At 29.8% G+C, this 15,025-nt stretch carries 12 protein-coding genes and 1 pseudogene; 1 reads left to right on the forward strand and 12 read right to left on the reverse strand.

Going from position 1 to position 15,025, the window contains the following annotated elements; translation table 11 throughout:
- Positions 1 to 4: 4 nt before the first annotated feature.
- From HYG85_RS05895 to HYG85_RS05945, 10 genes and pseudogenes are all read right to left on the reverse strand, one after another.
- Positions 5 to 955 (reverse strand): acyltransferase domain-containing protein, encoded by a 951-nt coding sequence (locus HYG85_RS05895; RefSeq protein ID WP_212692689.1) that lies wholly within the window; start codon positions 953 to 955, stop codon positions 5 to 7.
- 13 nt (positions 956 to 968) lie between these two features.
- Complete coding sequence (locus tag HYG85_RS05900; protein WP_212692690.1) at positions 969 to 1,646, reverse strand: MBL fold metallo-hydrolase; 678 nt, start codon at positions 1,644 to 1,646, stop codon at positions 969 to 971.
- 36 nt (positions 1,647 to 1,682) lie between these two features.
- Positions 1,683 to 3,348: pseudogene (locus HYG85_RS24720) on the reverse strand (acetyl-CoA carboxylase carboxyltransferase subunit alpha).
- 14 nt (positions 3,349 to 3,362) lie between these two features.
- Positions 3,363 to 4,691, reverse strand: coding sequence for an acetyl-CoA carboxylase biotin carboxylase subunit (gene accC / locus HYG85_RS05915; RefSeq protein ID WP_212692693.1), 1,329 nt, complete (start codon positions 4,689 to 4,691; stop codon positions 3,363 to 3,365).
- Positions 4,692 to 4,710: 19 nt separating this feature from the next.
- Positions 4,711 to 5,169, reverse strand: a complete 459-nt coding sequence (locus HYG85_RS05920; RefSeq protein ID WP_212692694.1) for an acetyl-CoA carboxylase biotin carboxyl carrier protein — start codon at positions 5,167 to 5,169, stop codon at positions 4,711 to 4,713.
- Between the two features lie 280 nt (positions 5,170 to 5,449).
- Positions 5,450 to 6,403 (reverse strand): alpha/beta hydrolase, encoded by a 954-nt coding sequence (locus HYG85_RS05925; RefSeq protein WP_212692695.1) that lies wholly within the window; start codon positions 6,401 to 6,403, stop codon positions 5,450 to 5,452.
- Between the two features lie 210 nt (positions 6,404 to 6,613).
- Positions 6,614 to 8,086: a sensor histidine kinase gene (locus HYG85_RS05930; protein WP_212692696.1), complete on the reverse strand. Its 1,473-nt coding sequence runs from the start codon at positions 8,084 to 8,086 to the stop codon at positions 6,614 to 6,616.
- Positions 8,083 to 8,778, reverse strand: coding sequence for a response regulator transcription factor (locus tag HYG85_RS05935; RefSeq protein ID WP_212692697.1), 696 nt, complete (start codon positions 8,776 to 8,778; stop codon positions 8,083 to 8,085). Before HYG85_RS05935 ends, HYG85_RS05930 begins: the two co-directional genes overlap by 4 nt.
- 16 nt (positions 8,779 to 8,794) lie before the next feature.
- Entirely contained in the window at positions 8,795 to 10,027 is a 1,233-nt protein-coding gene (locus HYG85_RS05940) for a hypothetical protein (RefSeq protein WP_212692698.1), read from the reverse strand.
- Between the two features lie 342 nt (positions 10,028 to 10,369).
- On the reverse strand, positions 10,370 to 10,957 hold the full coding sequence (locus HYG85_RS05945; RefSeq protein ID WP_212692699.1) for a TetR/AcrR family transcriptional regulator: 588 nt from the start codon (positions 10,955 to 10,957) through the stop codon (positions 10,370 to 10,372).
- A gap of 226 nt (positions 10,958 to 11,183) precedes the next feature.
- On the opposite strand from HYG85_RS05945, the gene HYG85_RS05950 reads away from it, so the two are divergent.
- Positions 11,184 to 13,172 carry an oxidoreductase gene (locus HYG85_RS05950; protein ID WP_212692700.1) on the forward strand — a complete coding sequence of 663 codons (1,989 nt, stop codon included), beginning with the start codon at positions 11,184 to 11,186 and terminating at the stop codon, positions 13,170 to 13,172.
- A 95-nt stretch (positions 13,173 to 13,267) separates the two neighbouring features.
- Here the strand turns inward: HYG85_RS05950 and HYG85_RS05955 are convergent, their stop codons facing one another.
- Entirely contained in the window at positions 13,268 to 14,377 is a 1,110-nt protein-coding gene (locus HYG85_RS05955; RefSeq protein ID WP_212692701.1) for a VanZ family protein, read from the reverse strand.
- A 149-nt stretch (positions 14,378 to 14,526) separates the two neighbouring features.
- Positions 14,527 to 14,991, reverse strand: coding sequence for a COG2426 family protein (locus tag HYG85_RS05960; RefSeq protein WP_212692702.1), 465 nt, complete (start codon positions 14,989 to 14,991; stop codon positions 14,527 to 14,529).
- Between the last annotated feature and the right edge of the window lie 34 nt (positions 14,992 to 15,025).

Consider the following 15,025-nt stretch of genomic DNA (forward strand, 5'->3'; position numbering starts at 1 on the left):
GATATTATTTATATTGTTCCATCAATTTTTCGTATCTTTTTGAATCATCTCCAAAGATATCTAATATAGTGTACATATTGGAATTATTCTTTTTAATTCTTTTGATAAAATTAGTCAAAGTACTTGATGTACCTAGATTTATATATGAAACTGAATCATTTGGTAATTTTTCTATAACCTTATTGAATTTGATAGGTTTTCTGATAATATCCCATAAATAATCTTTTGGTATGTAATGGATTTCTTCTCCTTGTACAGATGATAATATTGGTATTTGGGGATCATTAATTGTAATAGTATCCACTACTTCCATATAAGCTTCTCTTATTTCATCTACTGCATAAGAATGAAAACCAAATCTAACTGGCAGTTCATTATATATAACCTTTTCTTCTTTTAATATATTCTTAGCTATGTCAGTTTCTTCTTTATAACCAGCTACTACAAAGCAATCATCATAGTTATGAGCAGCAATTTCACATCTTGTATGTTTTGCCAATAAATTATGCCATATATCAGGATTATCAAGGATAGTTATCATTCTTCCTTCTTCACAATGTTTTTCTAATAAGGCTGCTTGACATATTATAAGCTTTAACGCATCCCTTAATGTTAAAACCCCACTTAATGTTAAGCTTACATATTCTCCCAAACTAGCACCTAATAGATAATCTGCTTTTATTCCCTCTTCTTCCACAGTCTTTGCCAATGCGAATTGAATCATAAATATTGCAGGATGTGTATATAATGTCCTATTGAATATATTACTTTTTGTATTGCCTGAGTAATATAATTTATCTATGATGGATTCATTCATTTCTTTTTTTATCATTTCATCTAGACTATCCATGTAACTTTTAAATATGTTATTTTCATTATACATTACTTTCCCCATCTCAAAATACTGCCCGCCTTGACCTGAAAAAAGGAAAATTTTTTTTTGGTAATTTTTCAATCTTATCTCCACCTTAATAAAAATCCAATAAATTTTTCTGATTTTTTCTCATTCTATAGTCTATAAATATTTTTTTATCATCTATCATAAGATATACGTTATTGTACTTAAGATAATCTAACTTATGTCCTGGTTTTAATCCATAGGAATGAGCAGGGTATACTCTTATATGACCTGGTATTTCCTTTTTTATCTTTTGAATACTATAATACATCTTCTCAGCAGAACCACTATAGGATGTACATAAACCACATCCTTCACTAAATAGTGTATCCCCAGTAAATATGTGTTTCTCACATAGGAAACAGGTACTTCCTATGGTATGTCCAGGTGTAAGCATACACTTAATTGATGTATTGCCTAGTTGCAATCTTTGATTATCACTTATTTTTATCTGATTCCCGCAAGTAAAACCAAAGCATTCTGATTCAACTGCTGATATATATACATCTGCATCATACTTATCAACCAAAGGATTCACTAAGTTTATATGGTCATAATGTGCATGAGTCAATAAAATACTTTTGAGCTCTATCTGATACTTAGCAATTATCTTCTCAATTTCATCCAATTCCCAAGCAGGATCTATTATAGCTCCATAACGAGTTTCATTATCTATTATGATATAAACATAATTTTTGAAGTAATTATGTCTAAGTTTTAATGTAACCATTTGATATGTTTGGCTCATTCATTTTACCCTTTCATACTTAAATTATCTTGTTCTTCACACTTTACCTATAGCTCTATATTTACTATATCGTTTTTGTAATAATTCTTCTTTATCCAATGATAGTAATTCCTTTAACTCTTGTAATATTCTAACCTTTATTTCCTTGAAAATATATTCTTTTGCACAATGTGCACCTCCAGCTGGTTCTTCAATAACGTCATCTATGATACCTAAACCATATAAATCATCAGCTGTTATCTTCATAACTTCTGCTGCCTTTTCAGCCTTGGTATTATCTTTCCACAGAATACTTGCAAAACCTTCTGGTGATATTATAGAATATACAGCATTCTCTAGCATCAATATTCTATCGGCTATACTTAATGCCAATGCGCCACCACTACCCCCTTCACCTATGACAATGGAAACTATTGGAACTGATATATCCATAAGCTCAATTAAATTCCTCGCTATAGCTTCTCCTTGTCCTCTTTCTTCAGCATCCACACCACAGTAAGCTCCTGGTGTATCTACAAAACATATGACTGGTCTATTAAATTTCTCAGCTTGTTTTATTAGTCTTAAAGATTTTCTGTAACCTTCAGGCATAGTCATCCCGAAGTTTCTGGTTATATTTTCCTCTAAGGTCTTTCCTTTCAATTGTCCGATTACAGTTACATTGATTCCATCTATGACTCCTATCCCTCCAATTATTGACTTATCATCACCGTAGTAACGATCACCATGAAATTCAAGGAAATCATCTAATATGTTATATATGTATTCATCTGCATTAGGTCTCTCAGATAATCTGGCGAGCTGAACTTTTTCCCAAGCTGTAAGATTATTATTATTCTCATTCATTCTATTATCTCCCATGCATAGTTAATATTTTACTTAAGATATCTTTTAACTCTTTTCTATGGACAATCCTATCAATGAATCCATGTTCCAGTACAAATTCAGCTGTTTGAAAGCCCTCAGGTAAATCCTTTCTGAGTGTTTGTTTTATTACTCTCTTACCTGCAAAACCAATAAGTGCATTAGGCTCACTTAATATAATATCACCTTGCATGGCAAAACTTGCTGTAACTCCTCCTGTTGTCGGATCGGTAATTACGGTAATATAGAGTTGTCCACTCTTTGATAACCTACTTAAACCACCACTTATTTTTGCCATCTGCATAAGAGATACCATACCTTCCTGCATCCGGGCACCTCCTGAAGCAGTGAAAATTATCAAAGGAAGTTTTTTTTCTATTGCATATTCTATTGCACGCATTATTTTTTCGCCTACTACTGCTCCCATACTTCCCATCATAAACTGACTCTGCATGATACATATAACTATCTTTTTATTATTAATTGAACCTCTACCAGTTATTACTGCCTCACTGGTATTTAATTTTTTCTGCAATCTATCTATCTTTTGTGAGTAACCTTCAAAATCAAGATAATTAATATTAGGTATATCTTCACAAAATTCTTCAAATGATCCATTATCCAGAACCATATCTATTCTTTCTTCTGCTGTCAACCTTAAATGATTATTACAGTATGGGCATACCTTATCATTATTATCTACTGTCATATAATACATTATTTTTTTGCAGTTACTACATTTTATCCATATTTTAGGTAATTCCAGATCATTATTACCTTTACTTTGATTGGTTTTTATATCATTAATATAATTTTCTTCAATATTATTCTTAATCATATCCTCACCTTTCCTTAACTGATTATCTGAGTATTATAATTTCCCGATTCAAATTCATTGCAACAAATAATATTGTATTGAAAATCTATATTATTCTTTATCCCTTTGATTTCTGTTTCTTTTAATGCTCTCTTCATTATTTTTATGGCTTCATCTCTATCTTTACCATGTACTATTATTTTTGCCAGCAACGAATCGTAATAATGTGATATATAATAGTCATTAAATACAGAAGAGTCAACTCTAACTCCTGGACCTCCTGGTAATATAAGCTGTTTAATAAGTCCAGTCTGAGGTATGAAGTTATTATCTGCATCATCTGCATTTATCCTGCATTCAACTGAATGTCCATTTATACAAATATCCTCTTGCTTGATATCCAAATTCATACCAGCCGCTACTTTTATCTGTTCTTTGATCAAATCTATACCTGTAACCATTTCCGTTACTGGGTGTTCTACTTGTATTCTGGTATTCATTTCAAGGAAATAATAATTCATATTGTCATCCAGCAGAAATTCAACTGTACCAACACCAGAATAATTTACTTCTTTTGCAATGGCTATTGCAAGTTGTCCCATAGTATTTCTCATATCATTATCTAAGATACTTGAAGGACATTCTTCAATCATTTTTTGATTTTTTCTTTGAATTGAACATTCACGTTCTCCTAGATGAACTACATTTCCATGGTTATCAGCTAATATTTGAAATTCTATATGCCTAGCATTTTTAATATATTTTTCAATATACAATTCAGCATTGCCAAAATAATTTTCAGCTTCTGTTTTAGCATTAAGAATATTGGTATAGAGTTCTTCTTTACTATGGACTATTCTGATACCTCTTCCTCCCCCACCTGAAACAGCTTTTATAATGACTGGATAACCTATTTCTTTTTCTATATCTCTATTATGTATTTCGTCTATCTTAATATTTTCTATCGCATTCATTACGGGACAGTTCATCTGTTTAACAATATTTCTTGCATTCACTTTATTACCCATTAATTCAATTGTATTACTGGATGGTCCAATAAAAGTAATGCTACATTCTTCACACATCTTAGCAAATTGACTATTTTCTGACAAAAAACCATATCCTGGATGAATGGCATCAACACCTTTATGAAATGCCGCTGATAATATGGTATATGTATTTAAATAACTTTCTTTTGCATTAGCGGAACCAATACATATGGTTTCATCAGCTAATTTGGTATGGAGACTGTTTCTATCTATATCCGAACATACTGCTAAGGTTTTTATTCCCATTTCTCTGCATGCTCGAATAACTCTGACTGCTATTTCACCTCTATTAGCGATTAATATTTTTTTGAACACACCTTATCACCTCAATCTTTTAATCAACTTGTATCACAAACAACTCCCTGCCATACTCAACTAATTCATCTGGCTTAACAAGAATATCTACCACCGTACCAGAATATTTGCTAACTATCTCATTTACCATTTTCATGGCTTCAATAGTACATACAATATCTCCTTTATTGACTTTGTTACCTATGGATATATATTGCTTGTTGTTTTGATTAGTTAATGAAATTTTCCCTACTAGAGGTGATTTGATAATTTCTACGTTTTGAGGAATTTCAGTTGTTACACATTCATCTTGATATCTTGATATATCATATTTAGAAGCATCTTCTTTTTTGCATTCAGTTAGATAAGCTTTGTTTTCTTTATTACTATCTTGATTGTTTTTGACTTTCAAATAAAGTTCATCTGTCTTAATCTCAACATAAGGTAAATTTGACTCTTGGATAACTTTCAATAAATTACTTAATATACTATAATCCATATTTTTCTCCTTATATTTTTTACAGTTTATTTTTTATATTACATCAGTTGCATTAGTTTTCAAATAACTTCCTTATTTACCATTATATCATATAATTTGATATATTTTCAAAATATTTTTTACCACAAAATATATTATCATATTTCTTATTTAATGTCTACATTAATATTTGTCTTCATCTATTATTTAAAATTGTCTTTATATTTTATACAACTATACCCTTTAATTTTTAATTGTTGATTCCAATTATGTAATATTTTTTGTATTTATATAATATGTCTCATTTTTTATTTTTATTGTTTTTTATGAATGTGAATATACCATCTTCATATTTTTCTTTTTCATCCCAAAATGCATATAAATGTTTTGAGTTATTAAAAGTTATTAATTGTTTATTATTATGTGGAATTACTTTAAATAATTGCTCTGCCATATAATATGGACATTTCTCATCTAACTTACTATGGATAATAAGTGTTGGAATATTATTATTTTTAACAGCATCAAGAATATTAACATCTTCATAAGTATAACCATATATTTGATTATTAGATATATTTCCTAATTTAACCAATAAATTAGTAGGCATAGGAATGAAAAATGAATCTATCTGCCATGCAATTTCTGCATCCATACTAGTAAATCCACTATCTATAATTGCAAAATCCAAATATTTAGCTGCGTGATCTGATCCAGAATAATATCCTACTGTTGCACCTCCCATTGATTGACCTAATGCACCAATTATATTTTTATCTGTCATCTTACTGTTAACATAAGTAATAACAGATTCTAAATCCTCTTTTTCATAATAACCAAAAGAGACCGTTTTGGCTGTATTGTTACCATGTGCTCTAGCATCATATAAGACAACATTAAAATCCTGCTCTAAAAAAATTTCCGCTATAGGATACATAGCTTCATGATTTGATTCATGCCAATGAACTAAGACTATAGTTTTATTATTATAGTTTTTATCATCAACTATATAATATACGGGAATACTATGCCCATCATCTGCTAATAATTCCTCTTTATAGATTTTGTCCTTCCACTTTCTATTAAATTCTGTCAGATCGTAATTCATATCATTCATATACATTTCAACAATTTTATTTGTATGAGCCTTAGTCATTCTTGCAGGAATAAAAGCCAACAAAAATCCAATGATTACAATCAAAGTTACTATAATCATAAATGTATTTGCACTAATTTTTATCAATCTCTTTTTCATTGTACACCTTACCTTATCTCTCCAAATTAGTTTATTTATAATAAGTACAGATTAAAAAAACTTAATCTAATTAATTATACACTATTAATACTTGCATTTACTCAATTAATTTTAGCATATAATTACTATAAGTACATTATATATGATATATCTTATATAAAAAATAAGCTATCTAATTTATTGCTCAATAGATTAGATAACTTAATTTATTTACATATTTTTTTCTTTTTTGCTTAAAGGAATGTTCACTTGAAATACAGTTCCTCTCTCTGAATCCAAAATACAAATCGTTGCATTCTGTTTTTCAAGCATCTTCTTGACTAGACTTAATCCAAGTCCTGTACCTGATAATTTTTTGGATTTATTTTTATCAACTGTGTAAAAAGGTTCGAATACCCTTTTCTTATGTTCATCTGGTATACCTATTCCTGTATCAGCTATTTCAATTCGATTAACGCCCTTTTTAACATTACTTGTAACTTTTATCTTACCATTTGACACATTATATTTTATTGCATTATCCATTAAGTTGATAAAAATCATCATAAAACTTTCTCTATCCATATAAACTTGGCAAGGCTCTAACTGGTAATAGAATTCAATTCCGTATTTGGAAGCCTTTCCTTTTAACTTATCTATAATTTCTTTCAATAGTACATGTGTATCTATTTTATGTTTTTCAAGTTCAAAATCATATTTTTCCAAGCTTGATAAGTGCAATACCTTCTCTACCATTTGATTTAATCTTTTAAGCTCATTGTTAACAATAATATTGGATTTATCTACTAAATTATTATCATCCTTATAAAGATTCATTAAATCGATCTGAGCTTTTATGACCGTAATTGGTGTTTTGAATTCATGAGTTATATTCCCAATGAATTCTTTTTGCTTCTTTTCTAGCTTTTGAACATGCTCTAGCGCCAATTGGAGTTTTGCTTTTTCATCACTGAGCTGCTTAATATTTTGTTGTATCTGTGAAGACATAGCTTGTATCCCTGTGCTTAATTCACCAAATTCATCTTTACTCTTTATGAGTATCGAGCTTATATCATATTGTCCTTCTTCAATCAACTTAACAGATTTTTTTAACCTCTTAATTCGATTTACTATGTTTATAAAAAATACTCTCCCTATTATGAATGTAACAATAATAGATATAAGCCCAAATTTGACAAACAACTTCCAAGTATCTTCATTGAAACTCTTTTGTAAATATAGATTATACTCTAATTGCATAACACCTATTTGCCCATTAAAATCGTAAACTGGTGCTGCATATATTATCTTATCCACAATTTTTTTATATACAATCTTGTTATCCAAAGCTTTGGTAATGATATCCTCATATTCATTTTTCAATTCTTTAAATACTTCATTACCAATCTGTCTTCCTTGATTATCAAAAATAATTGTGTGAATCCCTAGTACACGTTCTATCTCAATAGTCAAGTCATAAGCCTGCTTAATATAAAAGGTTTCAAAATCTTCAATGTCACTAGCGAGATATCTTTCTCTTATGTATAGATTAGCTGTTTTACTACTTTCTTTTAGATATCTTTCATATTCCTTTATCTGATTGGTACGAATACCATTCATTGTTAAAATACTAATAATGACTAAATTGATTAATAATAGGAAAATGATAAAAATGGTTAGTTTATGTTTTACACTGATTCTCATTCCATATGCTCCAACATTTTATATCCAACTTTAGGAATAGTCTTAATTAAACTACTGTATTTTCCTAACTGCTTACGTATACGTTGGATATGAATATCTACTGTACGTGTACCACCATAATAATCCATATCCCATACTCGATCCAGAATAATATCTCTTGTAAAAGTTATTTTTACATTCTTCATCAGAAAAACCAGCAAATCAAATTCTCTAGCCTTAAGATCAATTTGTTTATTATCCACATATGCAACCCTCTCCAGTACATTAACTTTTATACCATTAATTTCTAAGATATTGTCATCTATTAATTCCTTTGATACATCATCATTTTTATTGATACGTCTTTGAAGAGATCTTACACGTGCCAATAATTCTTGCATTTCAAAAGGTTTAGTGATATAATCGTCAGCACCTAGTTCCAGCCCTAATATCTTGTCTACCAAAGTGCTTTTTGCCGTAAGCATGATGATACCCATTTGTGAAGTGTTTTCAATATTTTTGCATACATCATAACCATTATATTCTGGCATCATAATATCTAATATAAGTATATCAGGTTGTTCTTTTCTAATGATATCAAGAGCTTCTTTACCATCATAAGCCTTATAGACTTGATAGTCTTCACGTTCTAGAGCATATGCTATTGCATTTGTAATGTTCTCTTCATCATCAGCTACTAATATTTTTGTCATTTTCCCACCTACTTAATTAATCATTCAAAATTATTATTTTACAACTTAGTTCTTTATAGAAATAGACGGAGTCTGTACATACTATTTTATTTGATTCTTTATTCCAACATAAAGATTTATACTCACCAAACAAAGTTAACTTTTTATCACTTTCAAAATCATATATATATTTTCGCTCCTCTCCCATTGGATATATGGCTTCATATATCAACTTACTTTTATCTGGTGATAAGAAAAATCCTCTTACAAAATCATGAGTTTTATCAATCAATTTTACTTGGTTACCTTTATCATCTGTCTTCCATAATTCTCTAGGTATCTTATTTTGTATTACTTTCGCTACATTGTCAATTTCTATTACATCTTTATGAGAATCACGTTTCATAGCCCTTTCTTCAAAAGTATTAGTTTTAAGATTTACTGTATAACGTTTTAGATTATATGAAGCTATTTCCAGTTCATCATCATTAACTGTCAATCTATCAATATAATTATTTATCTGCTCTCTTTCATAAAATTGTTTGTGCATTCCCTTCCAGAATTCACTAACTTCTTCTTTCTCTTCTCCAAAATGAGCTTCTAAATATTCTTCAGGACTATTAAAATAATCTTTTAGATTGTTAACAAGTTCTTCAGATAATTGTATTTCGTTTTTTTGTTTACTTGCCATATCATACCTATATACTTTAAAACCTTTTGAATAATATATTTGCTCATCTTCAATATATTGAGAACGCATTACATCTTCATCTATTCTTATTACTTTACCTTCTTTTTTGTCATAATACACTAATGCGTAAGTGTCTGAGTAGTAAGTATCTCTTTGTTCTATAGGCTTTTCCTTAAATAAAACGTAATTTTCATTTGGATTATATTGTCCCAAACAATCATGCACTTGCTCATACCAATATTCAAACCCCATATTAGCATCCTTATTATTAGTTATGTTTTCAATTGATTTGTCCCTAACATTATAAACAGCTATATTTCTAATACCATCTTTTATAGCCACTCCTAATATATTATCATTTTCCAACCACTGAAAACCAGCAAAATCTTTCACTTCAATAATTTGCTTGATAGCTAAAACATCATTGATTTCTTCCTGTTGATTGTCAAGCACTACCACTTCATTTTCTTCAAGTCCCTTTGCCTTAGTATTAGTACATGCAGTTAGACTGCTTAATGCCATCCCTGTTGTCAATAGTACACATAATGTTTTCTTTAGATTATGTTTTACTTTATTCATCCTTTATTCCTCCTTTAATTTTAATGAGGTTATTATGTGCTACCTCATGATACAAATTATAAGGTTATCATTTTTCTAAACCATATGAAAAATATTTCTAAGGTGTAAACTTATATATTAAGTTATTCAATTTTATAGCGGTCATTTATAATCCTCCTTCTATTATGTACGCGTACCTAATACCCCTCATCATAAAGAATTATACGATCAATTTTTTTCGGTTTTATATAAAAAATGTTTCTAAGTTGTAAACTGGTGATTATCTATAAACAACATTAACAAACTCAACTAATATTTTCTCCATAAGATATTAGTTGAGTCTTTATAGTTATCTTTATAATATTAAATACTCTGTAAATATGCATCTATAATACTGAAAGTCTTTTTTGCAATATCATATTCACCAAAACTAATCGCCCAATTATATAATATTCCCCTTGAAATGATAAGCAATTCCTCTGTAATCTGGTCTGCTGTTTTATCTGAACATAATTCTCCATTATCCAGACCTTTTTCCACTAATTGATGCAATCCTTTTGGCAATCCACGTTCAGCCGATAGAAAGAAAGCACTGGCATTATCCATTTGTGCTTTGTAAATATTTCGGATTATATCCACTCCCATATTTTTTGCATAGAGACCTTGTTCACATAAATATCCTATTATTGCACTTTTTATATTTGAAGAGTCAATTTTATTAATTACTTCATCTTGGAAAAATTGGTCAGTACGTGTATATGCTGCAACAACAATACCTGATTTACTACCAAAATGGTGGTAAAAAGCACCTGTAGATATTCCTGAATTCTCACAAATCTCCTGAATACTTATATCATCAAAATTTTTATATTTCATTAGTTTAAGTGCTTCATCCAATATATGACTCTTAGTTCTTTCAGCTTGAAGAGTTCTAGATGTCTTCTTTTTCATAATCAATATATCTCCTTTTAACTTACTTACCTAATAATATATATTATATTGTTCTATTAATCAACTTTTGTTGAAGAATAAAAATGGCACTTAACAAATTTATACATTGATAAAAAATAAACAAAATCCTTGACTAGTTTCAATGGATATACTATACTAAATTTAACATAATTGATTCGGCGAAATTATTATGTTAAATCATAATTAGTTTAAAGGAGAGACTTATATGGCAAATTATTATCCTGAATTATTTACTCCTACCTACATTGGTAAAGTAAAGATTAAGAACAAGTTATCAATGGCACCAATGGGTCCTGTTGGTTACGCTGATGCAAACGGTGCTCTAAACCAAAGAATTCAAGATTACTATGTTGAACGTGCAAAAGGAGGAATAGGTCTAATTATCACTGGTATCTGTAATGTAGATATGGAAACTGAAAAGATGGCTAAAGCTGGTCTTCCTAGTCCCACCCAAACACCTCTAGCATTTATCCATTCAGCTTATCAAATGAATGAGCGTATTCATGCCTATGGTACTAAAGTGTTCATTCAGCTTACAGGTGGTCTTGGACGAAGTGCTTTACCTGGATTCGTTAGTAAATATATTGCACCTTCTGAAAATGAGAACCGTTTTGATCCTAATATCCTACATAGAGAAATGACAAAAGAGGAAATTCAAACCCTAATTCAAAAGTTTGTTACTGCAGCAGTAATTTCCAAAAAATCTGGCTTTGATGGAGTTGAGATTCATGCTGTTCACGAAGGATATTTATTAGATCAATTCGCAATATCATTTTTTAATAAAAGAACAGACGAATACGGTGGTTCCTTAGAAAATAGATTACGAATAGCAACTGATATTGTAAAAGGAATCAAAAAAGCATGTGGGACAGATTTTCCAGTATCATTAAGATACAGCTTGAAAAGTTGTATGAAAGGTCTTAGACAAGGTGGTCTTCCTGGAGAAGAATATGAAGAAGTTGGAAGAGATATTGATGAAGGTATTGAAGCAGCTAAGATATTGGTTGATGCCGGATACGATGCTCTTAATGTAGACGCTGGAACTTATGATTCATGGTACTGGAATCACCCACCAATGTATTTTGAAGAAGGTACATATCGTGAATTCGGAAAAATATTAAAAGAAAATGTAAACGTACCTATTATTTTAGCTGGTAGAATGGAAAATCCTGAAATGGCAGTTGAATCATTAAATAATAGTTGTGATATCATTGGTCTAGGTAGACAATTATTAACTGACCCAGATTATCCTAAAAAAGTACGTGCAGGTAAATTAGATGAAATACGCCCATGTCTCGGATGTCATGAAGGATGTCTTGGAAGAATATCCAATGCACCTGTCAGCTGTGCTGTCAATCCAGCTTGTGGTCGTGAAAAGATATATGGTCTTACTCCTGCATTGAATAAAAAGCATTTCCTCATAATTGGTGGTGGAATTGCAGGTATGGAAGCATCTAGAGTATTAGCAACTAGAGGTCATAAAGTCACACTATGTGAAAGAACCAATAATCTAGGAGGTAACCTTATACCAGGTGGTGTTCCTGATTTCAAAAGATATGATAGAGCTTTAGTAAAATGGTATGAAAAACAGCTAGAACTATTAAATATCACTGTTAAGATGAATTGCCATGTTAAACTTTCTGATATAGATACATATAATCCAGATGAAATTATTGTTGCCACTGGATCAACTCCAATAATACCTAAATTTGATGGTGCAAAAAATATAGTATCTGCCAATGATATCTTAGTTGGTAAAGCAGATGCTGGAAAAGAAGTCGTTATCATTGGAGGGGGCTTAGTTGGTTGTGAAACAGGCTTATGGCTTGCTGGGAAAGGTTCTAATGTAACAGTTGTCGAAATGGCAAATGACATACTAGGAGGACCTCACGGATTACCTCACATGAATCATTATATGTTAGAAGACCTATTGGATTATAATAATGTCAATATCCAAACTAATACAATGGTTGTATCAGCTAATAATTCATCAGTAACAGTCAAAAATGCAGAGGGTACTCATAACATTTCTGCTGATACAATAATATCTGCTATAGGTTATAAAGAAAATAACAGCCTGTATGAAGAACTATTGGAAAAAGATATTCCAGTATATAATATAGGAGATTCCCAAAAAGTACATAATATTATGTATGCCATTTGGAATTCTTATGAATTAGCTAAAGAATTATAATCTTAGCTTATATGTAATTACAGACAATACTTAATATCCATTTAATAGAATACACTTCTAGAATGAATCAACTCTATTTAGTTTGAAGATTTGTTCTAAAGTGTATTGTTATTTTCATTGATAACTTTATCTTTCTTGTAACTAATGACATTTTTGGTACCACTAATTTTCTCATAGAAAAATTGTCTATCTCTCTTGACGATAGATACTAAAAAGCTTATCGCTACAATAACATCAATAACAAAAACCCCACCTAGAATTAGAATTTGAAACGTTACTAATCCTTGACTAACATAAAGTACTACCAAGTTTGCCCCGACAATGCCATAATAGAGAATGCCATATCTAAAGAGTACTTCTTTGAATGATATTTTCTCAGTTTTTCCCCGAACTCTAACTGATGTTAATAATTTACCTATGGTTCGTCCATTAGTTATGTATACACCTACTATAAAATAAATGAATACTATGAAGAAATATTCAATCAAACTCTGTGTATTACTTAATATACTTATAATACACCAATCAATAATGAATGCTAATCCCCTTCTTATAAGTCCAACCTGCATTTTATCAAAATCCACGTCTTTATCTAATTTATTGGAACTAGGTAGAAAAAATGTAAATAATGGAGCTATAACATAACCTAAAAGACATCCTGTAGTATTTAATATGAGGTCATCTACATCAAATAACCTATAAGGTGCATTATAAAATCCATACAAACCTGTTAACTGGGTAAGCTCAAAAAATAGTGATACCGTAAATCCAATAATCACAGTTTTTATCCAGCTTTTTCGAAAATAGTATCTTAAATATATCCCCAAAGGAGCTAATAACAAAACATTAAAAGCGGCTTGAAGAAATGCTTTTTCTTTGAATAAATGTATATAAGTTGCAGGTTTGTTATATATAACTTGAGTATCTTTAAGTATATCTTGTATAAACTTAAAGGGCACCAATTGATACATTTGTCTGCCTGCAGGATATAAACTTAGAACATCACTAGACTTTGGCAGTGGTAATATAACCATATAATAAGCAGTCAAGCAATAAAGGCATAAAGAGTATGTAATCAATACTCTGATTTTATTGACATAATGATATTTTATATATTGGTATAATAAAAAAGGGATTGTCCCTAAAAAAGCTATTATGGGAAAAGTAATAAGCGCAATACGAATAGGATATAAATGAGCTTCCATATTTATAATTCCTCTCTTATAATGTATAAAATCATGTTTATTTTCTGCTGATAATATTATAATTATACTATCGACATTTTTCCACAAGAAATAAACTATGTAAGAAAGGATAATATAACATAGATATCTATTGTTTTCAATGAAATTAATTAAATTTTAATACTCCACAATGAGGGAAAAGTCAAAGATATTATTGTTATCAATATGGCAGAAATCGTTGCTCCTAAAATTACACAAACCATAGATTTCTTGAAATCCAAATTTAAGAAAGCTGCAACGGCACTTCCTGTCCAAATACCTGTAGTTGGTAAGGGTATTCCAATAAAAATAATTAGAGCCAATTCTTTTCTTTTTTCAATCTTCCTAGTATTTTTAGATATCTTTTTATCAATGATACTATTGATATGAGCGAAAGCTTTATATTTTTGCATCCAAGTAAATATTTTATTGAAGAATAATAGTATAAAAGGTGCTGGTATAATACTACCAACTAAGCTTATAACAAATACTTGTAGTACATCTAGATCATATGTTAAAATGCCTAATAAAATTGCTCCTTTTTGTTCTACAATGGGAATCATTGAAGATATAAAAACTTGTAATAATTTGTCCATCTATGGCTCCATTCTCAAATATCCTTTATATACC

This window comes from Vallitalea guaymasensis (genome assembly GCF_018141425.1).
Taxonomy (GTDB): domain Bacteria; phylum Bacillota; class Clostridia; order Lachnospirales; family Vallitaleaceae; genus Vallitalea; species Vallitalea guaymasensis.

What these genes read in the sequence shown, in the direction of transcription:
- HYG85_RS05900 (WP_212692690.1), bottom strand. Translation starts at nt 1,646, where the DNA reads ATGAGCCAAACATATCAAATGGTTACATTAAAACTTAGACATAATTAC.
- HYG85_RS05920 (WP_212692694.1), bottom strand. Translation starts at nt 5,169, where the DNA reads ATGGATTATAGTATATTAAGTAATTTATTGAAAGTTATCCAAGAGTCA.
- HYG85_RS05925 (WP_212692695.1), bottom strand. Translation starts at nt 6,403, where the DNA reads ATGAAAAAGAGATTGATAAAAATTAGTGCAAATACATTTATGATTATA.
- HYG85_RS05930 (WP_212692696.1), bottom strand. Translation starts at nt 8,086, where the DNA reads ATGAGAATCAGTGTAAAACATAAACTAACCATTTTTATCATTTTCCTA.
- HYG85_RS05935 (WP_212692697.1), bottom strand. Translation starts at nt 8,778, where the DNA reads ATGACAAAAATATTAGTAGCTGATGATGAAGAGAACATTACAAATGCA.
- HYG85_RS05940 (WP_212692698.1), bottom strand. Translation starts at nt 10,027, where the DNA reads ATGAATAAAGTAAAACATAATCTAAAGAAAACATTATGTGTACTATTG.
- HYG85_RS05945 (WP_212692699.1), bottom strand. Translation starts at nt 10,957, where the DNA reads ATGAAAAAGAAGACATCTAGAACTCTTCAAGCTGAAAGAACTAAGAGT.
- HYG85_RS05950 (WP_212692700.1), top strand. Translation starts at nt 11,184, where the DNA reads ATGGCAAATTATTATCCTGAATTATTTACTCCTACCTACATTGGTAAA.
- HYG85_RS05955 (WP_212692701.1), bottom strand. Translation starts at nt 14,377, where the DNA reads ATGGAAGCTCATTTATATCCTATTCGTATTGCGCTTATTACTTTTCCC.
- HYG85_RS05960 (WP_212692702.1), bottom strand. Translation starts at nt 14,991, where the DNA reads ATGGACAAATTATTACAAGTTTTTATATCTTCAATGATTCCCATTGTA.